At 44.7% G+C, this 23039-nt stretch carries 17 protein-coding genes; 12 read left to right on the plus strand and 5 right to left on the minus strand.

What is annotated here, in order from left to right; genetic code table 11:
- The first annotated feature begins 21 nt into the window (after positions 1 to 21).
- From CXK86_RS14695 to CXK86_RS14725, 7 genes are all read left to right on the plus strand, one after another.
- The gene (locus CXK86_RS14695) at positions 22 to 2265 is read left to right on the plus strand and encodes a helix-turn-helix domain-containing protein (protein WP_101313953.1); all 2244 of its coding nucleotides are present in this window, start codon (positions 22 to 24) and stop codon (positions 2263 to 2265) included.
- A gap of 240 nt (positions 2266 to 2505) precedes the next feature.
- Positions 2506 to 2877, plus strand: a complete 372-nt coding sequence (locus CXK86_RS14700; protein WP_101313954.1) for a hypothetical protein — start codon at positions 2506 to 2508, stop codon at positions 2875 to 2877.
- 394 nt (positions 2878 to 3271) lie between these two features.
- Positions 3272 to 4873, plus strand: a complete 1602-nt coding sequence (locus CXK86_RS14705) for an extracellular solute-binding protein (RefSeq protein WP_101313955.1) — start codon at positions 3272 to 3274, stop codon at positions 4871 to 4873.
- Between the two features lie 110 nt (positions 4874 to 4983).
- Positions 4984 to 5886, plus strand: a complete 903-nt coding sequence (locus CXK86_RS14710; protein ID WP_017688833.1) for an ABC transporter permease — start codon at positions 4984 to 4986, stop codon at positions 5884 to 5886.
- A gap of 38 nt (positions 5887 to 5924) precedes the next feature.
- Positions 5925 to 6797 (plus strand): carbohydrate ABC transporter permease, encoded by an 873-nt coding sequence (locus CXK86_RS14715; RefSeq protein ID WP_047842693.1) that lies wholly within the window; start codon positions 5925 to 5927, stop codon positions 6795 to 6797.
- A gap of 243 nt (positions 6798 to 7040) precedes the next feature.
- A complete protein-coding gene (locus tag CXK86_RS14720; protein WP_101313956.1) occupies positions 7041 to 8759 on the plus strand; it encodes a hypothetical protein in 1719 nt (572 codons plus the stop codon).
- A 289-nt stretch (positions 8760 to 9048) separates the two neighbouring features.
- A complete protein-coding gene (locus tag CXK86_RS14725) occupies positions 9049 to 10002 on the plus strand; it encodes a sugar phosphate isomerase/epimerase family protein (RefSeq protein ID WP_101313957.1) in 954 nt (317 codons plus the stop codon).
- 134 nt (positions 10003 to 10136) lie between these two features.
- Here the strand turns inward: CXK86_RS14725 and CXK86_RS14730 are convergent, their stop codons facing one another.
- The 4 genes from CXK86_RS14730 to CXK86_RS14745 form a co-directional block, all read right to left on the minus strand.
- The gene (locus CXK86_RS14730) at positions 10137 to 10772 is read right to left on the minus strand and encodes a response regulator (RefSeq protein ID WP_101313958.1); all 636 of its coding nucleotides are present in this window, start codon (positions 10770 to 10772) and stop codon (positions 10137 to 10139) included.
- Positions 10769 to 13108 (minus strand): sensor histidine kinase, encoded by a 2340-nt coding sequence (locus CXK86_RS14735; protein ID WP_180361769.1) that lies wholly within the window; start codon positions 13106 to 13108, stop codon positions 10769 to 10771. The genes CXK86_RS14730 and CXK86_RS14735 overlap by 4 nt, the downstream gene beginning before the upstream one ends.
- A gap of 128 nt (positions 13109 to 13236) precedes the next feature.
- On the minus strand, positions 13237 to 15276 hold the full coding sequence (locus CXK86_RS14740; RefSeq protein ID WP_180361770.1) for a serine hydrolase domain-containing protein: 2040 nt from the start codon (positions 15274 to 15276) through the stop codon (positions 13237 to 13239).
- 309 nt (positions 15277 to 15585) lie between these two features.
- Positions 15586 to 16170 (minus strand): P-loop nucleotide/nucleoside kinase family protein, encoded by a 585-nt coding sequence (locus tag CXK86_RS14745; protein ID WP_101313961.1) that lies wholly within the window; start codon positions 16168 to 16170, stop codon positions 15586 to 15588.
- A 278-nt stretch (positions 16171 to 16448) separates the two neighbouring features.
- Here CXK86_RS14745 and CXK86_RS14750 point away from each other — a divergent pair, with 278 nt between their 5' ends.
- Positions 16449 to 16784, plus strand: coding sequence for a PadR family transcriptional regulator (locus tag CXK86_RS14750; RefSeq protein ID WP_074094807.1), 336 nt, complete (start codon positions 16449 to 16451; stop codon positions 16782 to 16784).
- Positions 16781 to 18133, plus strand: coding sequence for an FtsW/RodA/SpoVE family cell cycle protein (locus tag CXK86_RS14755; protein WP_076249548.1), 1353 nt, complete (start codon positions 16781 to 16783; stop codon positions 18131 to 18133). Before CXK86_RS14750 ends, CXK86_RS14755 begins: the two co-directional genes overlap by 4 nt.
- Before the next feature lie 61 nt (positions 18134 to 18194).
- Here the strand turns inward: CXK86_RS14755 and CXK86_RS14760 are convergent, their stop codons facing one another.
- The gene (locus tag CXK86_RS14760) at positions 18195 to 19985 is read right to left on the minus strand and encodes an ABC transporter substrate-binding protein (protein ID WP_076249547.1); all 1791 of its coding nucleotides are present in this window, start codon (positions 19983 to 19985) and stop codon (positions 18195 to 18197) included.
- Between the two features lie 134 nt (positions 19986 to 20119).
- Here CXK86_RS14760 and CXK86_RS14765 point away from each other — a divergent pair, with 134 nt between their 5' ends.
- From CXK86_RS14765 to yidC, 3 genes are all read left to right on the plus strand, one after another.
- Positions 20120 to 21739: a DUF4153 domain-containing protein gene (locus CXK86_RS14765; RefSeq protein ID WP_180361771.1), complete on the plus strand. Its 1620-nt coding sequence runs from the start codon at positions 20120 to 20122 to the stop codon at positions 21737 to 21739.
- 92 nt (positions 21740 to 21831) lie between these two features.
- Complete coding sequence (locus CXK86_RS14770; protein WP_180361772.1) at positions 21832 to 22182, plus strand: hypothetical protein; 351 nt, start codon at positions 21832 to 21834, stop codon at positions 22180 to 22182.
- Positions 22119 to 23006, plus strand: coding sequence for a membrane protein insertase YidC (yidC, locus tag CXK86_RS14775; RefSeq protein ID WP_101313963.1), 888 nt, complete (start codon positions 22119 to 22121; stop codon positions 23004 to 23006). The genes CXK86_RS14770 and yidC overlap by 64 nt, the downstream gene beginning before the upstream one ends.
- Positions 23007 to 23039: the final 33 nt, after the last annotated feature.

A 23039-nucleotide genomic window follows, 5' to 3' on the forward strand; every position in this document is an offset into this window, starting at 1 on the left:
AGATGGAAGGAGTTGGAGCCTATGAAAGTAAATCTGAAGCGGAATTGGCACACCAAGTTGATGTATTCGTATTTTCCTATTTTTCTGCTTACGATTTCCATTCTGATCTTTCTCTCCTTCCTGATTGTCAACGAACTCTCACGTAACGAAACACAAAAAGCCGACATGATCTCCACCCGCTATATCGTGGATACACTGGAGCGCTCACTAAGCGACATTGAACTTCGGTTGCTTGAAGACATTGGTGCAAACAAAACATATAGTCGCTTTCTGGAAGCTGGACAGGGACAATTATCGAGTCAGTTCATCTATGATGCGGCAAGTGGGCTGGGACGTATGCTGGATCAGCAGGATATGATTCAATCCATTTATCTCTATCGTATGTCCGATTCCCAGATTCTTACGCCCAGAGGCATGATGCGTTTGGAAGATTTCGAAGATCGTGCCTATATTGAGCAAGCCTTGAAAGATCGGGAGAACCTCGGTTGGAACCTGCCACGTGATTATAAGGAACGTTCCTTCGACGTACCTTCACAGGTGATTAGCATGAATAAGTGGCTTCCGTTACCGTGGGGCGGGGAAGGTCTGCTTGTCATTACCATCCGCATGTATGCAGTGGAACGGCAGATTGATAACATGACCAATGAAAAGTTATCAGTTCTTCAGGTTCGGGATAAAAGCGACAATCTGATCTATACCGCGCATCAAATGGACCCTTCAGCAGGTGAAATCCTTAATCGTGTGACTGCGGACAAACTTGGTCTGATCTTTGAGAGTGGTATTCAATCCGGACAGCTGTATTCATGGGTATCCCTTGTTTCTTATGTGTGGATCGGTATTGGTTTATTAACGATTGTTGGTGCGGTGGCGGGACTAATCTACATTACTCGCAGAAATACACGCCCCATCCAGCTGATCATGAATCGAATTCAGGCGTTACAGCCACGTGCCGAGGAGAATGAAGCAACTCCATCCGTCAAAGATGAACTGGCACTCATCGACCGTGCGCTGGAACATCTGATTGCTCAAACGGTTGACTATGAGAAACAACATCATGAAAACTTGCTGATTCATCGCAGACAGTTGCTTGTTGATCTGATGGAAGGAGAGCGGATGGATTCGTTCCGTCAGCGACTTCGCCATCTGCAACCGCTAGAGGAACGATTCATGGAACCGAAGAGTGTTGCTGTCCTCATTGCGGAGATGAATGGTGACGATCTCTCGACCAATCAGAATATTCTGAAGATTGCGCTCATGAATGTAGTGGAAGAACTTGTGCAGAATGAGACCCAGTTCGGCGGTTGGGCTGAATGGTTTGGGAACCGCAGGCTTATTGTGATGATTGCATCGGATGAGCAGGAAGGACTGGACCGTGAATTACTTATGGATCTGGCTAAGCAGATGCATATGTGGATTGCGGAAAACTTCCGCCTACGGTTTACGTTCGGGATTGGACGAACCGTACCGGGCTGGGAGGAGATTACTCGTTCCTATGCGAGTGCAGATGCGGGTTTGCAGCATAGACTTACCCTTGGTAAAGATGCGATCGTTCTCAGTGAGCAACTGCCAGATCGTATTGAGCTGCAATCGTACAAGTATTTGCAGATACTCGCAGACTTTGTCCGTGAATTCAGACTAACCGGCGATGGTTGGCGAACGCAGCTGGATCAGATGTTTGTTGCGTTTAATGAAGATCAGATTACAGATAGCGATATTCGCATGTTGCTGCAGGCGTTAATCCAGATGTTGTCCCGTGAATTCGGGGAGCTGTCTGAGCGGTTGCAAAGCCAATTTGCCGAGGAAATCCTGACTCGTCTTCGCAGTGATATCCAGCAGGTGGAGACACTCGAGGGAATTCAAGAGATTTTGCAGGAGTGGCTTAAAGAAGTTTATCGCAATTATGTATCTGTAAATGAAACGAAAAGTCATCGAGCGATGATCAACGAGCTCCGGATTTATATTGAAGAGCATTTTGATGATCCGGATCTGTCGCTGAAACATCTGAGTGATCGGTTCCAGATCTCGGGCAAATATGCGAGTTATCTGTTCAAGGAAGAGTTTGAGATGAAGTTTGTTGATTTTCTGGTGAAACTGAGGGTCGAAAAGGCCTGTCGTCTGTTGTCTGCATCCGATATGGCTGTTCAGGATATTGCTCTGCAAGTGGGTTATGCCAATGCCATCTCCTTTGGCAGAGTATTTAAACGGATTATGGGCGTGACACCAGGAGACTACCGCAAGCAGGGTGGAAAACAAGGGGATCAATAACGGAATTGCATGTGTTAGAACATCCGAGTATCGGGTAAAATCCAATAATCCTAGAGATATCTATGAAATCTCCTGTATGAGGCAATAAGGTTTCGTCCCTTATCGTCCTTTGCAGGAGATTTTTTGGATGTTCAACCACGATCTTAGGCCAGTGTGGCTGATATGTTGTTAAGGAATTTTACGAATGTCCTATACTAGCATTATGACAATTCATAGATTAATAGGGCAGGAGTGAAAATGATGTACAAACACGGACAGCAAGTATGGGGATCAGTAGATATCAGTAAAAGGGTTACCATTACAGCAAGCAACAACACATTTACATTTCATGTAGATGACTCGTCATATACGATAACTATACCTGCTGGTACCTACACGACAAGTCAACAAAGGCATGAATCCGAACTTCTTCAGGCCATTTCGAAGGCAGGGGCAGCTCAGAACATTCCTGTACGATTTATTTTGGGCGGAATGCATTATGATGAGAAGTATAATGTGTTGATTTTGGAACATACGGACACGATCAACGAACATGTCATCGATCAATTTGCGGGAAATGCCATCGATACGTTGTTTGGTCAAATGAAGTTTAATCTTCCGCCGAGGAATTAGTCGTGGAATCGTTCTACACGTGTTGCTAAACAAGGAGATCACATAAGATGTGGTCTCTTTTTCATTTTTTGAAGAGAGATTTAATGGAAAAAAGATTATTGCAAGATGGGTGATGCCAGATTGTCTATGAGAAATCAAAATGAATGCAACACAATATGTTATTATAGTTAACATTAAAGGTGTGAAAATTGTATATTGTCAGGAAATATGTTTATATATCGCGGTATTTAACGTAAAAAACGTGAATTTCACATTTTGAAAATAGTTTATTGTCTAAATATCAGATCGTATGTAATGATTAGTGACATTCACAGGTGCAACAAAATGGGATGAACAAAGTGGAGTGGCAATCATGTGAATCCATTCAGAGAGTGTGCGAAAGGGGAAAGGTCAAATGAGATTATATCAAAGACGTAAGGCAGGCAAGGCAAGTTCAATCCTCGCAGTGGTAACAGCATTCACTCTATTATTATCTGCATGTTCGTCGGGAAGCGAATCAACATCTTCATCTGGAGAGTCGGGTTCGGGGGAAAAAACAACTTTGAAAGTAGAAATCTTCGATCGGGGAAACACTCCGGCGGGCTACACCATTTCGGACAGTTATCTGACTCGCTTCATTCAAGAGAAGTTTGGTGATCCAAACAACATCGACGTTCAGTTTGTTCCGGTACCACGCTCGGAGGAAGTACAGAAACTTAACGTTCTGATGGCGAGTGGCTCTGAAGTACCTGATATCGTCTTTACCTACGATTCGGGAACATTCAACCGGTATGCAGAGCAAGGAGGTCTGACCGAACTTACGGATCTGATCAATCAAAGTGGTCCTAACCTGAAGAAGTTCCTGGGAGATGAAACGCTGGCCTACGGTCAATACGATGGACAACAGTTCGCGGTTCCAGGTAAACGTCTTGTACTTGGCAAGTACGCATCCTATGTTCGTCAGGACTGGCTGGATGCACTCGGATTGCCATCACCTGAGACAGCTGAGGAGCTGCATACAACACTGAAGGCCTTTAAGGAAAAAGATCCGGGTAAGGTTGGCACAGGACTTATCCCGATGGGGATGTCCATTGCCTCGGCTCAATATGAACCACTAATCTGGTCATTCATTGAACCGCTGACGGAAGAACAGAAATATACATTAACGCAACAACTGGGTTCCAATGACTATCCAACGTTGTTGCCTGGTTTCAAGGACGCTCTGAAATATATGAACACACTATATAATGAAGGATTAATGAGCAAGGATTTTGGACTCGATAAAGACAAGAAAAAGCTGTGGGAAGATGTATCTAACGGCAAAGTTGGATTCTACACCGAGGATGCAGGGGAGATTTATATCTCCGGTACGTACAAAAACCTGCAAACCAATCAACCTGGTGCAGTGATGACACCGATTGATGCATTCAAAAACTCCGAGGGCAAATTCGCCAAACCGGCATATGCACCCAATGCGATGTATGTCATGATCCCGAAATCGAGCAAAAATGCGGAAGCCGCGATGAAGTATCTGGATTGGATGGCTTCGGGCAACAACCTGTTCGACCTGCAATTCGGTGTTGAAAACGAGAACTATGAACTTGTGGATGGGGTACCACTGATCAAAGATGATGCTTCTCCTGAAATTGCAGGCCGTATCTATAATTCCGGTGACATTGCCATTATCGTCAACGGTAAATACGTTGGGGATGACAAGAAAAATGAAGAGGCCTATGTCGTTCAGGTAGAGTCGAAATATCGGGATGATATGCGCAAGTCGGTAGCGATCTCTAACACGGACACCATTCAACCGGTACGTTTCTCCAAACCGATTGAGGCGGAAGCACGCTACGGTAACGGCTTGAAAGACAAGTTTATGGAGTTCTTCGTGAAAACAACCATTTCCAAACCTGCTGATTTTGAAGCCACGTATGACAGCATGATGAAGGACTACATGGCGAGCGGTGGCCAAGCAATCCTGGATGAACGTACAGAAGCTTACAAAGCGATGAAATAAGTAGAGTAGAGATCACATCTAATGTGTATGACAACAAAGAACAGGGATTTCATTAGGGCGATGGCAACATCGCCTTGATGAAGAATCTGAATGACATGGGGGGAAGGTTTATGAAAACAAGCATCTATTTCCGCAGAAACTGGCAACTATATGCGTTGCTCCTACTGCCCATGATCTACTTCATTATTTTCAAGTATGGGCCAATGTATGGCGTGCAGATTGCGTTCAAGGACTTTAACTTCTTTCAAGGGATCGCCGGTAGTGAGTGGATTGGCTTGGATGCATTCAGAGAAGTGTTTCAAAATCAGGGATTCTACACGGCATTACGCAACACGTTAGTGCTTAACATGCTGGATCTACTGGTCTCCTTCCCGGCACCACTTATATTAGCCATCTTATTGTTCGAGCTGAAGAAGGCCTGGTTCAAAAAGTTGGCACAGACTTTACTGTACATTCCTCACTTTATTTCGTGGGTCATTATTGGAGGGATCGTACTTCAGGTATTCGGTACGCAATCTGGTTTCATTAACAATATCTTGATGAGCATGGGATTTGATCCATTACCTTTCCTTTCAGACAAAAATTATTGGCTCTTCACGTATCTTGCGGTAGGCGTGTGGCAGAGTGCAGGCTGGGGTACGATTCTGTATCTGGCATCCCTGACAGGCATTAACCGGGAACTCTACGAAGCGGCTGAAGTGGATGGAGCAAGTCGGCTACGTAGAATCTGGCACATCTCCTTGCCAGGCATCAAAACAACGATTGTTACCTTATTGATCATCAATGTCGGCAACATGATCTCTATCGGCTTCGACCGACCTTTTATAATCGGTAACGTGGCTGTACGTGAATACTCGGATGTGCTCAGCACATTTGTCTATCGTGTCGGTTTACAGTCTGGTCAAGTTACGCTCGCAACAGCTGTAGGTTTGTTCCAGGCATTAGTTGGACTTGTCTTCATACTCGGAGCAAATTATACGTCCAAGAAATTAACCGATGAGAGCATTATGTAGTGGATTGATTCACATATGATCTGTAAGGAGTGAGTGGGATGTCTGAAAACACGGCGAATCGAATATTCAACACGGTAAACGTCATTCTTATTGTCATTACGATGGTGCTGTGTCTTGCACCATTCATTCATATTATTGCGATCTCGCTCAGCTCAAACCGGGCGATCGGTTCAGGAGAAGTTTCCTTTTTCCCCAAAGAGTTATCCTTTGAGGCGTATACCAAAGTATTTGCAGATGGATCAATGATTCGTTCCCTCATCTATACCATTTGGCTGACCGTCCTGAGTACGGTGCTAAGCATGGTGATGACCATTGCAGCAGCTTATCCACTGGCGAAGAGCAATCTGAAAGGGCGCAAGTGGTTCATGCTTGTCATTGTGGTGACGATGTTCTTCAGTGGCGGCATTATCCCCGAGTACATTCTGATCAAAAATCTACATCTACTTGATAGCACATGGGGACTTATTCTGCCTGGATTGATTAGTCCGTTTTATATGATTATCCTCATTACCTTCTTCAGAGGGATTCCCGAAAGTCTGGAAGAAGCAGCAGGCATTGATGGAAGCAGCCACTTTGGAACACTTATGCGCATTATTTTGCCACTATCCCTTCCGGTTATGGCAACACTGAGCCTATTCTACGCGGTAGGGCGGTGGAATGGTTTCCAGGATGCACTCATGTATATTACGAAGCCTGAACTATACCCTTTGCAATTGAAATTGTATCAGATGATTCAGCAAAACCAGATTACAGAATTGATGCAGAACGAAGGCATTGGTGCTGTTCAAGTCCTGCCTGAGAGTTTGAAAGCAGCCAGCGTTATATTCTCAACGTTACCGATTCTGCTTGTATATCCATGGTTGCAGCGGTACTTTATCAGTGGCGTAATGGTAGGTGCTGTAAAAGGTTAATAGAGGTTGTTCAAAAAGTTCACTTTTGATTACGAATGATGCCTAGTGGCATCATCAGCATCGAATATGAAATTTAGCCGAAATAGGTTGATGCTTACGAAGTATGTTTCCTTCAGAAACATTGTAGTTGCTCACGTAGTTGTCCTACGCTCCGCAACTCCATTTCTAGCTTAATTCCATCTTCTTGGTACTGAAAACTGATCTTTTTGAACACGCACCTATAGTCTCGGGAGGGCGCATGACATGACACAACGAATGGTAGAAAAGATGTCGAAAGAGCAGCAGTATCTTGTAAATCAATCCATGACGATGATGGATAGCTTCTATGATAAGGAACTGGATCTGCTTCGGAGTTTCGAAGAAGAGGATTCATCGCAGCACAGCACACGAGCCAGTGCGCATTATGCGCTCGGGTTGTTGATTCGAAATGAGCCTGGTGATGTGGAACGCGCGATACGGGTGTTCCACAAGGTGCTCAATTTTCAATATGACGCTCCAGATGAGATCTATCACGGAACCTTCGCGACCCGGCCCAATGATGTGTATCCACCAGCGGGTCACTATGCTTGGAAATCTTTTGCGCCAGGCACGGCCTATTTCCTGGAACGCACCTTTGAGAAGGTGTCTGCGCAGTTTATCCATAAACTACAGGAAGAGGGTTCTCTGCTCACAGAGGCCGCAGATCCCAAACAACTGAAGCAATTGTTTCATTCGGCAGTGAATCAGGTTCTGCCACCGGTCTGGATCAGTTATGATCCCAACTGGCGCGAGTTTATCGCTTGTGTCTGTGTGGTCGTAACTGCTGAATTCGCCGAACTTATGCCGGAGACCCTCATGAATCGGATGGACCATGCGATGGAACTGGCTGTTCAAGGGTCAGTAGAACGAAGATTATCCGACGTAATTCCAATGAATACGAATATTGAGTTGATGCACATTTTCATCACCCACTACTATGGTCACCGCTTGAACCGGATAGAATGGATTCGGCATTCGGATGAACAGGCGGAGGGATTGATGAAGGAGTTTGAACAATACAACGGTACATTCGCCGAGTTCAATACGACAACCTATTACGGAGTCGATCTCTCCGTGCTTGGCATGTATCGAAAGTATGGACTCACGGAACGTTTGATTGAAATTGGACACCGAATTGAACATGGGCTGTGGAATAACATTGCACTTTATTACAATGCCAACCTGGAGAATCTCTCCGGCCCATTCTCTCGGGCGTACGACATGGAGATGCGAGAACATAGTTCAATCGGTGTATTTATCTATCTTTTGCTTGGTGAAGGGTATGAATATCTGGCAGGCATCAACTGTGAGTCAGGCCATGATCCATTGATTGCGCTCCTTGGGGTAGATGTGCCCGCGGAAGCCGTGCCGTATTTCAAGGCTCATCAAGAAGATCGGCTTGTGCAGAAACAGTTCATGGAACTGTGTGAGCGTAATGATCCAACGTCCAATCGGAATTTGTGTACGGCCAAAGCCTGGATCGGAGAGGATCGGATGATCGGGGCCATGTCGGGGAGTGTGAATACGAACGGACAGATGCATCCCGCTACGATCCACTGGCAGACAGAGACGGGTGAGCGTTATTATCTTCGCTTGATCCGCCGTGAGGTAGGCGAGGGTTGGAACAGTCATCTGCGCGGAGTGACGTTTGACGCGGATCTCACGCCAGATTCGTTAACCATTGATGTGGAACTGGATACGGTGGAAGAGATCGATGTTTATTTTGAAATCAGAGGGCCATCCCTTCGTCAGGAGGATATTACAACAGCGTTATGGCAGTTCCCAGGACTTACGTGTACCGTGAAGGCTGAAGCACCTGAACCATCCGTGTTAACTTACGTGAATCATGCGGAGATCGTCTATCGTTATGTGCCTGGGATGACTGCAAACAAGATGAGATTTGAATTGACTCTCCGTGAAGACAACGGTATGAGGAATAAATAGGTATATAAGATGAACTGAACATTTACACGAGAACGAAGAGTGGAGAACCGATCTGAAGAAGCGGAGCGTTCGCCTGAAAGCTTTCTGCAAGAAAGCTGCATCGGAAGCATAAGCTATCACCGGATTTTTCCCTTTGGAGAAGGGGATCAAAAAAATCTGGGGATAACAGCGATCGGAAGATGGTACTGCAATTGGAGTGATCTAGTGTAAAGTTTATTCGTTCAACTTATATAGATAGAGATAAATGGAATATGAATGGGCGATAGAATGAGAGACAGGAGGACCAATCATGTATACGGACAAGCAGGAATATTCGTTTTCAACATGTTGGAATATCAAACGTCATACGACCGGACAAGGCATGATTGAAGAGATCAAGTCTCTTGGGTTCAGACAGGTGGAATTGAATTACAACGTTACGGAAGAGATGCTGCAGACGATAGAACCGATGATTGAACGGGGAGAGATCGGTGTATCCAGTGTGCATAATACATTTCCACATGTGGCTGATCCAGATTACGGGACGGATTCCGTCCTGCTCGGGTTCGATGATGAACCACGCCGCAAACGGGCGATTGAGCTGTTACTTCGCTCAGCCGAGTACGCACATCGTTATGGGGCCAAGGCTGTCGTTGTACATCCCGGTGAGGTTCCGTTTGAATATAATATAGATGAAGCGTTGAAAAAGATATACCACTATCAAGGACCGGATTCATCGGCATATCAATCTTTATGGCAAGAGATGCTGGAGAAGCGGGAAGATGGCAGCGCACATTACCTGAGCCTTATTCAGGAGAGTCTGGAAGAGGTATGTAACTTGTCGGAGCAGCGGGGATACGGGGTGAATTTCGGTATTGAGACCCGTTCACGCTGTTATCAGATGCCGACTTTGAACGAAGCGGGAACGATTATTGGACAAATGAAGGGCGCGCCGCTTGGTCTCTGGTACGATATTGGTCACGGCATGATGATGGATCGAATGGGGCTGTACGATAATGTACGTCAGGCTAACGCGTTGATTGATCACGTGGTTGGCGTGCATATTCATGAAACCGTAGGGTTATCAGATCATTGGTGTCCATACATCCATAGTAAAGACATGACATTTTTTGATTCGTTTTTGGATATTATCGACCGTTCTCCGGTGAAAGTATATGAGCTGAAAGCCGCGTGCACACCGGAAGAGATTGATGAGAGTCATGGAATAATCACGGCTCGTATTGCTGAACGTCAGCGCGGATAGGGAGCACACGCATCAAGCATGAATGCACCTTATAGGAAAGTAAACCAACAGATAGAGCAGTCCAGAACAAACCTCAAGTTGCATTACAGGGTGTTCTGCCGCTCTTTTGTTGTTCTCGTAAAATGTTCCATGCTTTAGCGTTTCTCAGGGAGTGTTACGTCACCGAGAATCCCTGCCTGATAGCCTTTGACTACAGCACCAATTCTGGACTTAACACCAAATTTCTGTGTAATAGAGGTTATATGATACTCCACTGTACGTTGACTGATCGCCAGATCCTGTGCAATTTCCTTATTGGTCATCTCCAGTGCAATGCGGTTAAGTACTTCCCGTTCAGTTGCTGTGAGAGACTCCTCCAGATTAGGGGATAACATGGTCTCTGGAATAAGAACATGTCCCAACATACTTTGGTGAATGGCGTTGATAATCTGTCCATACGTTGCTTGTTTCGACAAGTAGGCATGGACGCCCAGATCATAAGCTTTTAACTGGAATTCGTGATAGTTGTATCCGGATAACAATATAATTTTGACGGATAACCCGTATTGATCTTTCAATCTTCTCACAACCTCGAACCCGTCAAGCTGGGGCATGCGGATATCCATCAGAACAACATCTGGTCGCAACGCCTCTACTTCGGATAAAAAAAGTAATGGATCGCTGAATGTTTTCAGTACCTGTATGCCGGGTTCGCGGTTTAAGCGGTTGTTGAGACCTTCCATGACCAGGGGGTGATCATCAAGTAGTACGACTGTGATTGGCTCGTTCATTGTTCAGTTGCTCCTTTGGTTAAAGGCAAACGGATGTTGATTGAGGTTCCTTTGCCAAGACTGGAATGTATGGTGAATTCTCCACCGAGATGCTGAATGCTGCTTTGTATGGATATCAAACCGAAGTGCCCTGTTGCAGTATCAAATGTGGTATGAACATTAAACCCCAAGCCGTCATCCTCTACTTGTAGAATCAAGTCAGTATCCCTTGTATGTACCTGAATGGAGCAAAACGACGCCTGTGCATGCTTCATCACATTCATAATGAGTTCGCGGACCGTCCGAAAGACGTTGGACTTCAGAGGTTCGTGCTTCAACTCTTCAGAGAGGGCGTTGTAGTTTAGTTCCATTCTGATGCCACTTTGCATTTGAAGTGTACGGATGAGCCATTGCAACGCTTCCTCAAGATCACTTCGATCCATAATATGAGGGTAGAGATCATCACACAATTGGCGTATATCTCTCTGGGAAGCATACAGGCACTCCAGCCAAACAGCCGTTTGATCCTTATGTGTCTCTCCGGTATCGTGTAATTCCTCCAAATCACGAGACAGGAAAATCAGGTTTTGAAGCAGTTGATCATGAAGGAAATAAGAGGTTTTCATACGCTCTGCCTGTTGGGCTTCCATCATAATATCATTGAACTGCCGATGGCGGCGTATCTGGTGTTCATGAAGATCTGTCTGGTCTACACGGTATTCGTATCGCTTCTGCAGATCGGATAAGAGTCTGCCATTGACGAGCATTCGAATCGCTTCCAGCCTGCCTTTATCAATGATATCCTGCTCTTCTGCTGAAAAAAGGGTGCGATTTTCTTTGTGACCAATGCCCAGAAATCCTATCGTCTCCGTGGTGGGTTCACCTGACAGCTCCCAAACCTGCGCCAAATCAACTTTCTGTCGTAAAACTTCAATATCCAACGCCTGAATATCGATATTCTGAATGGAAGCAAAAATCCCTGTGCCTTCCTGAGAATATCTGTGTTTATCATCAATCCATATGACAATTACACCTTCAATATCCAGCATCTTGTGGAACATCTCGGCAAACACGTGAATCATGTCCCGCATGTTTTGCTGCTCAGCCATTCGCACAGTCAACCGGAGTTGCTGGTGTTCCAACCAGTCTTTGTTAAGTTTGTTTTTCTTGCGTGAGCGGGTGAGCGTGTACTGATACACCCAAGTGATCAGCAAAAACGAGACAAACAGCAAGCTGATATGAATTAACGAATGCAGGTGAGAAGCAGCCAGAAACAGTAAAAATACGATTAAAGCATATAGTCCATGAATCATCAATCTTGGCATAACCAGTTTGAGGTCAAGCATACTCCGTTGTACAAGTACATAAGTGAACATCCATGATAAAGGCAGAAATCCAATTAATGTGTACTCTACAGGCAATAATGGTTCACCTTGAAGCAGGGTTGGAATAGCAAAACAGATAATGAAGGGAATCAGGCTAAAAATAATTCCTGTTAACATGAGCAAAAGCTGGTTCTGCTCCTTGCGATTGTAGCTTTTACGATTAACCCATGTCATCCAGATTAAGATCAGAAGGGTTGCACAAAGAATAAAGTTGAGCAGATTGGTTGGACCAGACGGTGCAACAGGAGTACTGACGGTAGTAATGCCTTGATTGAACTGAACAACGGTCATTATCCACTGCTTGATGTACAGAAAGGCAAGGCCAGTAGAGTAGGCAACTGCAATACCTCTGCTGATGAATAGTAACCACCGGAAACGATGCAGGTGGGTACGGAACACAAAAGACACATAAAAAGCAGTTAGACAGTAAGGTAACCATGCGGCACATAAGGCCAGAATATAATTGGATAAAGGCAACTGGGATGTGTATATCGTCAGTATACATATGGCCATGGACAGGTTAAGGAGGTAGAACAGGCGCATCACTCGTGAACCCGGTTGGCTAAACAAGGCATAAGTTCCGGTCAACAATAGCAATAATTCTACTATGGATGAGAAGCCGATGTTGAACCATTCACGTGGTCCAGGCTTCATTGTATGTTGGGATGCCTGACCATGAGAATTCTCAACGCCGATGGTGTAGGCTTCAGTCACTAAGAATACACCTTTTTGATGGAGTAAGCGGACTCCTCCTTCGGGTTCCAGCGAGATAACGGTGTCACCTGATCTAATCCCGGATGTATAAGCTAAACCTTGCGGATCTACATCATGTACTGCCCAAGAATTGGAGGCATTTGGTGTCAACGAAAGTCCGATATAAGGATTCATAAATGAAGAGATATGAATATACGTGGCTGTCAGTATAAAACACAACATCGTTACAAACCACACGAAATTAAATTTAGTTTTCATGAATCTATGTAATGAGAGTCCTAGTCGCATGGTAAAATCATCCGTTCTTATAAAATGCATCATTGGTAAAATGAAGTGGAAAAACAAGCCATGTAGCAATGACATGGCTTGCCGAGCATCACTCTATGTTAATGTAGCAGAGTGCCTAACATTTTGTACATCAAAACTGATGATTCCTGCCTGAGCATAGGCTGCTTCGATCTATAATCCACAGCACCGGTGCTGGATACAGATACTTCAGGACCGTAGAGACCTAGAGCAACTACAAACTGGACACCTTCTTCAGCCCAGCGATCCTGTGAACCGATGAGATCGGCAGTTACGGCAGGTGCGCCAAGGAGTTGTTGTGCCGTTCTTGATATGATCACCGCGGCCTCTTGCCTTGTTATGGCTTGCTCGGGATGGAACAATCCACGAGTATTACCTTGTACAATGCCCAGTTCAAGGGCAGTCTGAATGTAGGCGGCATAAGGACTAGATTGGGTATCTTTAAATTTTGGAGATTGAGCTGAAATGGACATCCCGCTTATGCCCACAACCTGTGTTACAAACTCCCCACGACTTACAGGCTTCTCTGGTTCAAATAGGGATTGATCCTGGGGATACAGGCCAATCTGTGTTAAGCGATAGATGTACGGAGCATAGGGATGGTCTTCTGGCACATCTTCATAAGGCCTGGCTTCTGGCAATTTCTCGGACCAGCTATCTGACTTGTTGTAATAGAAATACGTGATTTCACCTGACTGATTTTTTTTGAAACCAGCAAGCTTTCCGTCCTCATCCATGAACAGCATGTCCTTAACGGGGGTTAAGGTGTGAGTGCCATAAGCATCTATAACCTGAAGACCTTTCTCTGTTGCTGAAATATCATACAACCATGCGGGCAAGCGGATATCCCGATATAGTCCCTCATAGGTACGAAGTGAAGACTCGGGTACGCTATAATTGACATCTTGGACCTCATTACTCGGATAAAAATGATCCATAAATGCTTGGAAAAGCGCTTCTCGCACATCTGGTCCATCACTGTTGGAGACGATAAATAGTCCAGTCTTCTCGTTAGGTAACAGCCACAGATTGGAGTGGAATCCGTCAAGATCGCCTGCTTTACTCACGACTTTACGTCCATGATTATACTGCGAATAGGTGGATTCGAATCCGTAACCTGTTCCAGGTATATCCGGGTGTATGGAGACATCCAACGTTTGCATCGCTTGGACGGATGACGGTTCTAGTATACGTGCACCCTGGTACGAACCTTGATTGAGCTGCGCAAGCATAAAGTGGGCCATATCCCGTCCAGTTGTAATTAATCCGCCCTCAGGGGAGCTGTCCGGTATATTGGGATATTGCGGAAGCTCTTGTCCTTCAGCGCCATAAGGAGTTGCGAGTTTACTCAGCGTGTCTTTGCTTAGTGTAAAATGGCTATCCGACATATCAAGGGGGTTGAATATATGCTGTTGTACATAAGTCTCAAACGGAAGTTTGGACTGTTTCTGAACAATGTAGCCCAAGAGTGCATAGCCGTAGTTGTCGTAACGGAAAACTTCTCCTGGATTGCGAACAACGGACGGTTTGTTGTCTTGGATGAATTGCTCAAGCGGATAAGAATGATTCAACTCCCTGGGTATAGTTGCTGCATCTGTGAAATCAAACCCGCTGGTGTGGGTCATTAGATGTTCCAATGTTAACGCTGTTCCGGTGTGGTTGGTCAGATTAAGACCATCTGTGTATGCGCTGATATCCTGATTAAGTTTTACGTTACCTTGCTCGGTCAATTGCATAATAGCGGTTGCTGTCAGCGTTTTGGAGATGGAGGCTACACGGAATAGAGTGGAGTCGGCGTCGACGGGGATTTGTTTTTCCACATTGGCATAACCATATCCTTTATTCAAAACGATCTGTTGATCGTGAACAACGGTGACTACCGCACCTTTCAGAGCAGACTTCACTTCAGGTTGGGCGAAGAATTGATTGATGAACGATTCAGTTTCCTGAGGACTTACCTGATGAAGGGGGAGACTGCTTTCAGCTGATACACTGGTCATCGTGGTGAAACTTAGAGATGCAACCAGGAGGATGTTGGCTACGGCACGTTTCCAATTAGGATTTGATTTGTAGCTGTGTTGTTGTTGTCGAGTTGGACATGTTGCTACGTGAGATTTCATGAAATTCTCCTTTGAGTTGAGATATGTTCGTTCTCTTTCATTTAAGTACATCTATAATCTATCAGTTTGAATGTAATGGCGATTCCGTAGTACGCACTTATTATGGCAGGACTTCCGCAAACCTTTTTGCGTGATCCCGCAATTGTGGAGGATGAAGAGTGAGTTTTGAATAATCTTGAATATATGAAAAGAGGTATTTGTCATGATGACCCAACGGGGGTCTCGACAAATACCTCTTTTTGTTTTGTCTTCTTATTTTCCATGCAAAGCGACATCGTGCAAAGGAATTGGGAAGTAGATTTTATAAAACTACGCGTACATCCGTCGTTCAAGTTCAGCATAGGCAATCGCAGGATCATCACTGGAATTGTCAATATAAGCGACGGATGAAGCAGGGAGGGGCCAGGCTATTTCTTTACGGACGAGAGAAGCTGTGAAGGCATCCCAGTTAGCTAACTTCCATTCATCTAGGGGGGATTGTCTCGCTGTGATCCGTTTGTGATACAACGCTTCATTCTCAAGATAAATATAGGCAACCCGCACATCCGTATCTTTCAGAGAACGTCCAATATGTGCGAGTTCCTGCTCGATCCAGTCAGGGGTAACGATTTCTTTGGTAAATGGCCCCACAACGATCGTATCGATACCCAACTGAACGTTATCCAGAGCGGCGTCCATCGTAATGCGGTACCCAAGATCACGGCACAACCTTTTGTATTCAGGTGAATCTCGGTCGGATGGATCAAGTCCCTGAAGGGTCATGATCGCCTCAGCCGCGGGACGAAGCAGAATATCCATATCGAAGAAAGCAGCTTTATGTTTACGGGAAAGGGCTTTGGCTAGTGTGGTCTTGCCACTTCCGGCCCCACCGAGAAAGAAAATTAGTTTGCTCATGAATGTAATGCCTCCTTTAATTAGATTCAAAAAATAGGATATGTAAATGAAAAATACACAAATATATAGATTCGTCATTAGAAAATGAAAGGACTTGTTTATTTTAACATAAATAAAGAAGCTTGTTGGCTAGACAGAAAAGGAAGGATAAGGTAATATCATACCTAGTTGTTCTATGCATAGGTTTCCGATGTATGTGAAAAGAAGAGATTTAAAAATGTATTTTTCGAAATCTAAAAACTCTTGCTAAATGAATTGAAAAGGAAGGAGTGAGCGCGTTGCAGGTTAACAAACAAATGATTAAAGGCAGTACCGAAACATTGATTCTGACCCTGCTTCAGGAACGACCGTTGTACGGATATGAATTAATCAAGGAACTACATCGTCAATCCGAGGGTGTGTTTAATCTGAAAGAGGGCACGTTATATCCCATTTTGCATGCTATGGAGATTGAAGGTTGGGTAGAGTCGTACTGGATGGAGGTTGAAGGTCGTAAACGGAAATATTATTCGATTCGTGACAAGGGCATGGAGGCCTTACAAAGTAAAAAAGCAGAATGGAATATGTTCCGTAGAGCTGTGGATCGGGTGCTTGGGGAAGGAGGCCTGACATGACAAATCGACATAAGCGAATTCAGCATTATCTTGATCACATGTGTGTTCAGGTTAAAGCTCGCGAAGTACATAACGACCTGCGTGATGAGTTGGGAAACCACATGGAAGAGATGATTTTGGATAAAAAACAAGAAGGTTATACAGAGGAAGAAGCAATTGCATATGCCATTGAACAGATGGGTGATCCCGCTGTCGTAGGCAAGAGTATGCACCGATTGCATCGCCATCGTATGCATTGGGGCATAGTGTCTGGAATCATTGTCTTGGCTACAATCAGTCTGATACTGATGTGGATTTTTACGACTAATACGACACAAGCAAGATATCAATATTTATACAGCTATCATGTGAAAAACACCGTTGTTGGATTAATGATGATGTCTTTCTTTATTTTCTTTGATTACCGCAAATGGAAAAAAGCTGCCTGGTGGATTTATATTTTGTTCAATGCCCTGTTGTGGATCAATCCGATGCTATCTTCAGCCTACAATGGTGTAGACAGGTACTTGTCATTACCATTCGGCTTTGTACTTGATGTAACCACGGTTTCAATGTGGATATTGCCTCTCGCCATAGGTGCAATTATGCTGGATAAACTTCGAACAAGTTGTAGTATACAGTCAATACTAAGTTACATTGCAATGGTGGCATTACCGGCAGTGCTCTTGTTTCAAATATCGGATTGGGTTCGCATGTTATTGTTTGGTATCGTATCTGTAATTTTATTTGGCTGGATTACACGTAAATGGTTGTATATGATCATCGCTGCAATAACTACTGGAAGTCTGTCACTAATATTGTTGCTTTTCATGGATGAATACAGACGTTTGGATAGATTCTCTGTCGTGTTCAACCTTCAGGATGACCCCAATGGAAATGGTTTTATGTATAATTCGATTATGGATATCGTGCGAACAGCCGGATGGTGGGGCAATGGACTAGATACACGGTTTGACCTGATCAAAAGTAATTATTTCGATTTTCCCGGTGTAATGCTTATTGATGTGTTTGGTTGGTCTGCAGGCATACTCTTGTTGGTAGGTATTTTCTGGTTTGTAAGTAGTATGGTGAAAATACTCCCTCGTATTCGGGATGATTATGGTCGCATGATCATCTTGAGTGTCACTACGATATTGTCTTTGCAGATGATTTATTCTCTTGTAGTAATTACTGGTAAGGTTCCAATCATCAGCATTGCTTTTCCTTTCATTGGATATGGCACTCATCTGATCTTTGAATATGCCATGATTGGATTACTTCTTGGGGTATACCGCCGTAAGGATACTATTTCGAAGAAAAATGAAAAAATACGGCAGAAGGTGGACGCCGACCTACTGACCAATTCATAGGCATCCAAAATCATTACCGCATCTTGAAATGAAAGTATTATTATGCTCGTTTAACGAGCATTCACGGAAACCAGATATGACGCAGGTTTACCCAGCCCTGGCTGTTGAAAGATAGACCACGCACGGAAGGCAGATAAGCGGTTTCTACCGGTTTTTCGGATAAATGGAACAGTAAATTCTGACCAACCAAAAATTGCTCAATTCGATCTAATTCACAAGTTCGATCCGCAGCGATGGGAGAGGCGACGATGGTTTGTAAGATCTCATGGATCGTTATACGAGCAGAATCTTCCAGATGCTCAGATAACGTAGAGTAGAGATCATACCTTCGCAGTTCTTCGTCCCTGTCCCGAATGAGAGAGAAGAGAATCAGATCAGATTCCAGCCGCAGGTTTCCTTTGAACTGCTCCATCGTAGCAGTACGGACGGTACACGAGAAACCGCACTGCTCCAGTATGGACGCCAGATTTTTAGCATCCCTGCGATATTGTGGAATGGTTGCAATGTGCAAGGAGATGGGACTGGAGGATACGGAACTTATCGATATATCGCTAAATCCCTCCAAGTGGACCTGGACTTTCTTGGTATTCACCGCACTAAAATCAGTCTCCACGACTTCAGAGTCACCTGCATGTCCGTCATCTCTATACATTCCAGCAAGGCATGACTGAAGGTGTGCTCTTACTTCCGGATCGTTTAACGGTCCGGTTTTGTGCGTATTACATGTGAGTAATTTATGAACCATCACACCTGCACTAATCTGTGTCCAGTCTGCACCCTCAGACGAAGACGGATTATGAACAAGATGAAAGAACGGAGTTTCGATATCTTGGCTATCGTCCATTTTTGCCGAGGCACTCCACGGAATTTGCAGGATATCTACCCGGTCCATATGTGCTCTACCTTGAAAATACGATGAAAAGGCTTCAAGTCTGCACAAGTGATCATCCCAGGCGGTGACCTTGAACGGTCCCGTCCCAACAGGTTTTTGCATCCCATGTACATCACCCGAATGCTTCATCTTATGTTCGTTTGTTCCTGGTGAGGGTACAATCGCTGCACGACTTGTTGTCAGGAAGGACAAAAACAATTCATGAGGATCTTTAAGCTGGAAACACACGGTTAAGGAATCGACTGCTTCAATAGATAGAATCTGTTTACTTACATCACGGTACAGTGTCCGGCGATCTGTAGATTGCAGCCGTTCAAACGTATGCACTATATCATGGGCCGTCAACAACTGACCATCGTGAAATGTAATACCTTTTCGCAAATAAAAGATCCAGGTCTTTCGGTCTGCACTGACATCCCAGGTATGAGCGAGACAGGGAAGAATCTCTCCCTTTTCGCCCCGCTGGACCAACCCATCAAAGACATGGCTGGTAACAAAGGATTCAGCTAATAGATTAATGTACAGCGGATCAAGCGCATGAAGCTGTTGGCGCAGGGGCAACCGAAGCGTATCAATCTGCTCATTATTAGTGCCGGCTTCCGTATGATGTCCTGAATATCCAAGCAACCACTGGTTTAGATGATCCTGCATGATTGTTGAACTGGAGAATGCGCTCACCTGCTCGGCAGCTTCCTGCAACTCCCGGCGATTCATGGCCTGCATCATATATTCTGCGGCGATTTGATCAGCCGGAACAAGCAAAGTCAGTGAAGAGCGCCGACCCCGGCCACGCTGGGAAACCCAACGAATCCAGTCATGTGCAACCATCTTTTTGACAATCGTTAACGTATTGCGGTGTGTACAATTTAGCAACTCAGCGAGATCGGCGAGTGTAAGTTCATGTTCTGTATGGTGACCGTAATGACGATGTAACAGCAGATATTGCTGATGTAATTTCAAGTGTTGATTCCCTCCTGGAGGTGAACTCTGACGTATTCCTCTAAAATAAGAAGTTTTGTCGATTTTAATTTCTATTTATATTCCTATTTTATCATCTAGAATATAGCATAGAAAGGTTAATGGAGGTTTTTCCCATGATTGATAAAATAATGGCTTCACCGCAACGCGCTTTAATCACGTTACTGTCAGCATGGCTGCTGGCGATCATTCACCAGTATTTATTTTATGGTAATGAGATTGGCGTATCGTATCCTATCTTTGTAATTCTCTTTTATGTGTTCATGTATCTGTTTGCAAGGGATCGCATGAGGTCTTTCAAGTTCATTGATGCTTTTGTAGCGGCTGTAGTGCTATTGTTGTCGCTAACGTTCCTGTTATACGACAATGAACTGCTGTATGTTCTTAATTTTCTGGTCATACCTGGCGTAGTTATCTTACATATGACGTATCTGATGGGCAGAAAACAGAAGCAGTGGTGGGAGATTGGCTTGATTGGTACGGCTATTGACCACTTGCTACCTCAAGCCATACGTCATTGGGGGACTGTTGCTGCTGTTGCTGTGAGAGCAGGCGGGCGTGGCATGGGCAAATCCCAGAAAACAGTTGTTTTCAAAGTACTCATTGGTCTTGTGGCGTCCTTGCCTATCCTCATTGTAGTCGTTGCATTACTGTCCTCTGCTGACGGGGTCTTTGATCAGTATTTAGCCGGTTTTCCGGAGTGGCTGAATCAATTGGCTTTTACTCCAGGGATACCGAGAATCATCTGGATTGTCATCGCAGGTGTATTGCTGTTCGGTTATGTATGGGGATTTGTACAGCCAATGGAATATGAGGCAGAGAAGAGAGCGAACGCACATTGGAAAAATGGAGCAGCATCCGCGGTTGATAAGCGTGATCACACCTATATATTCTCTCCTGTGGACCCGGCCACTGAAGATCAGGTTACAAATAAGATTACACCCGAGCCCGAACGCACTCCGATTCAGCGGGAACCATTCAGATTGGACCCCATCATTGTGGGGACGATGCTGATTGTCATTAACTGTGTGTACGTTTTGTTTGTACTTGTACAGTTTTCGTATCTGTTTGGTGCAGGAGAGGGGCATCTTCCGGTAGATCTGTCTTACGCAGATTATGCGAGAAGTGGATTCGCAGAGTTAATTCTCGTCACAGGTATTAACTTCTTTATTCTTATTGTTGCTTTGCAGTATACCCGTTCGAGTGGCAAAGCGGGTTCCATCGTACATCAGGTACTTCTCCTGATTCTGGTCAGTTGTTCAGCAATTATGTTGTATTCCGCGTTTATGCGCCTAAATCTGTATGAGCAGGCATATGGGTATACGTACATCCGCTTCCTGGTACACGCATTCATGATCTTCCTCGCACTCCTGTTGCTGATTGCTGGCCTTCGTATACGGTACACATCAATACCGCTGATCCGCTGGTATATCGTGCTGGCGCTCACAGCTTATGTTGCAGTCAACTATGTGGGCATGGATAAACGGATTGCCGAGCTGAATATTGAACGTTATCATCAGACTGGCAATATTGATGCAACCTATCTGGCAAGTCTGTCGGCAGATGCAGTTCCGTTACTTCGAGAGTTTGCTCAGGAGGAGTATCCGGATCTTAAGAGGGAAATGCTGGAACGTCAAGCCTACCTGGATGAGGATGCATCAGATCGTTCATGGCCTTCTTATAACGTGGCGAGACACCGAGCTGAGCTAGAAATGTCCAAAATGAGAACGGAATAGCTGAATAGTCGTTGTTTTCACGTACGGATTTATGCAAAAACAATATGTAAGTGTTATAATATAAAAACTAACCTATAAAGGGGGTGAATCCCTTGTTTGAACTGCAGGAGTTATTACCATATTTATTTTCGATTGGACTCATCTTCACCGTCAGTTATGCCTATATTGCCCATCTTCATTGTGGCATGACAGAGTACTGGATGGAAGGTGGCGCCGGTGGTGGACTTGAACCTGTACTTCCCGCCCTGTGTTTGGAGAGACAGCATAGACAGGAAGACTGGAGTCGCATGATTAGACGAAGAGAAGCGCCCGATGAAGATGAACCAGATTGTCATTCCTCGTTGAACGATTGGTCAACAAATCAACGAGGAGGATATATATGGAACATAAGACTAACAAGGGATTCACTTTTAGATCGGGCAAGGGACGGATCTATGGCCTGATTGTCATTTTGTTTGCAGTCATGCTGCTTGCCGGATGCAGCAACAACGTGTCGGAGATTACTTCATCGACACCGGGATTTTTTAATCACTACATTGTATTTCCACTGTCGTATCTGATTCAGCATATTGCTACCATATTTAACGGAAGCTACGGGGTCGCGATTATTGTAATTACGCTGGTCATTCGTTTAGCACTGTTGCCCTTGATGATGCGTCAAGCCAAGTCCCAGCAGGGAACACGAGTTATCATGAACGCCATGAAACCCGAGATGGATGCGCTCAAGAAAAAATATGAAGGCAAAAATGATCCTGCTGATAAGCAAAAGCTGTCTCAGGAAACGATGGAGCTATACAAGAAACATAAGTTCAATCCGCTGAACATTGGTTGCTTGCCGATGCTCATTCAGTTGCCTATACTTTCAGGTATTTACACAGCCATCCGACTTACACCGGAGTTGTCCTCCCACTCGTTCCTGTGGTTCAAACTGGGAGCGCCGGACTACGTACTCGCTGTGGTGGTCGCGGTCATATATCTGATTCAAGCCAAGGTATCACAAGCCAATATGGCGCCTGAGCAACAAAAACAGTTCGCCATTATGGGTTATCTCTCTCCATTGATGATGGCATTCTTTTCTCTTACAGCTCCGGCAGCGATGCCGCTCTACTGGACAGTTGGGGGTTCATTCCTGGTACTACAGACATTATTGTTCCGTAAAATGTACCCGGTGGAACACCCACAGGAGCCTGTGGTTGTGGAAGTAAGTAAGAAAAAGAATAAAAAATCCAGCTCCGCCAAACCTTCTCGGAAACCTGCAAAGTCTTAATAAATTTGGTCGCAGGTGACAAGAGAAACATGG

Source organism: Paenibacillus sp. BGI2013 (genome assembly GCF_002843485.1).
GTDB lineage: Bacteria > Bacillota > Bacilli > Paenibacillales > Paenibacillaceae > Paenibacillus > Paenibacillus amylolyticus.

Bases quoted from the DNA above. Each gene is read 5' to 3' on its own strand.
- CXK86_RS14725 (WP_101313957.1), top strand. From the start codon at position 9,049: ATGTATACGGACAAGCAGGAATATTCGTTTTCAACATGTTGGAATATC.
- CXK86_RS14710 (WP_017688833.1), top strand. From the start codon at position 4,984: ATGAAAACAAGCATCTATTTCCGCAGAAACTGGCAACTATATGCGTTG.
- CXK86_RS14745 (WP_101313961.1), bottom strand. From the start codon at position 16,170: ATGAGCAAACTAATTTTCTTTCTCGGTGGGGCCGGAAGTGGCAAGACC.
- CXK86_RS14715 (WP_047842693.1), top strand. From the start codon at position 5,925: ATGTCTGAAAACACGGCGAATCGAATATTCAACACGGTAAACGTCATT.
- CXK86_RS14765 (WP_180361771.1), top strand. From the start codon at position 20,120: ATGATTGATAAAATAATGGCTTCACCGCAACGCGCTTTAATCACGTTA.
- CXK86_RS14755 (WP_076249548.1), top strand. From the start codon at position 16,781: ATGACAAATCGACATAAGCGAATTCAGCATTATCTTGATCACATGTGT.
- CXK86_RS14735 (WP_180361769.1), bottom strand. From the start codon at position 13,108: ATGAAAACTAAATTTAATTTCGTGTGGTTTGTAACGATGTTGTGTTTT.
- CXK86_RS14730 (WP_101313958.1), bottom strand. From the start codon at position 10,772: ATGAACGAGCCAATCACAGTCGTACTACTTGATGATCACCCCCTGGTC.
- yidC (WP_101313963.1), top strand. From the start codon at position 22,119: ATGGAACATAAGACTAACAAGGGATTCACTTTTAGATCGGGCAAGGGA.
- CXK86_RS14705 (WP_101313955.1), top strand. From the start codon at position 3,272: ATGAGATTATATCAAAGACGTAAGGCAGGCAAGGCAAGTTCAATCCTC.
- CXK86_RS14700 (WP_101313954.1), top strand. From the start codon at position 2,506: ATGTACAAACACGGACAGCAAGTATGGGGATCAGTAGATATCAGTAAA.
- CXK86_RS14695 (WP_101313953.1), top strand. From the start codon at position 22: ATGAAAGTAAATCTGAAGCGGAATTGGCACACCAAGTTGATGTATTCG.
- CXK86_RS14740 (WP_180361770.1), bottom strand. From the start codon at position 15,276: ATGAAATCTCACGTAGCAACATGTCCAACTCGACAACAACAACACAGC.
- CXK86_RS14720 (WP_101313956.1), top strand. From the start codon at position 7,041: ATGACACAACGAATGGTAGAAAAGATGTCGAAAGAGCAGCAGTATCTT.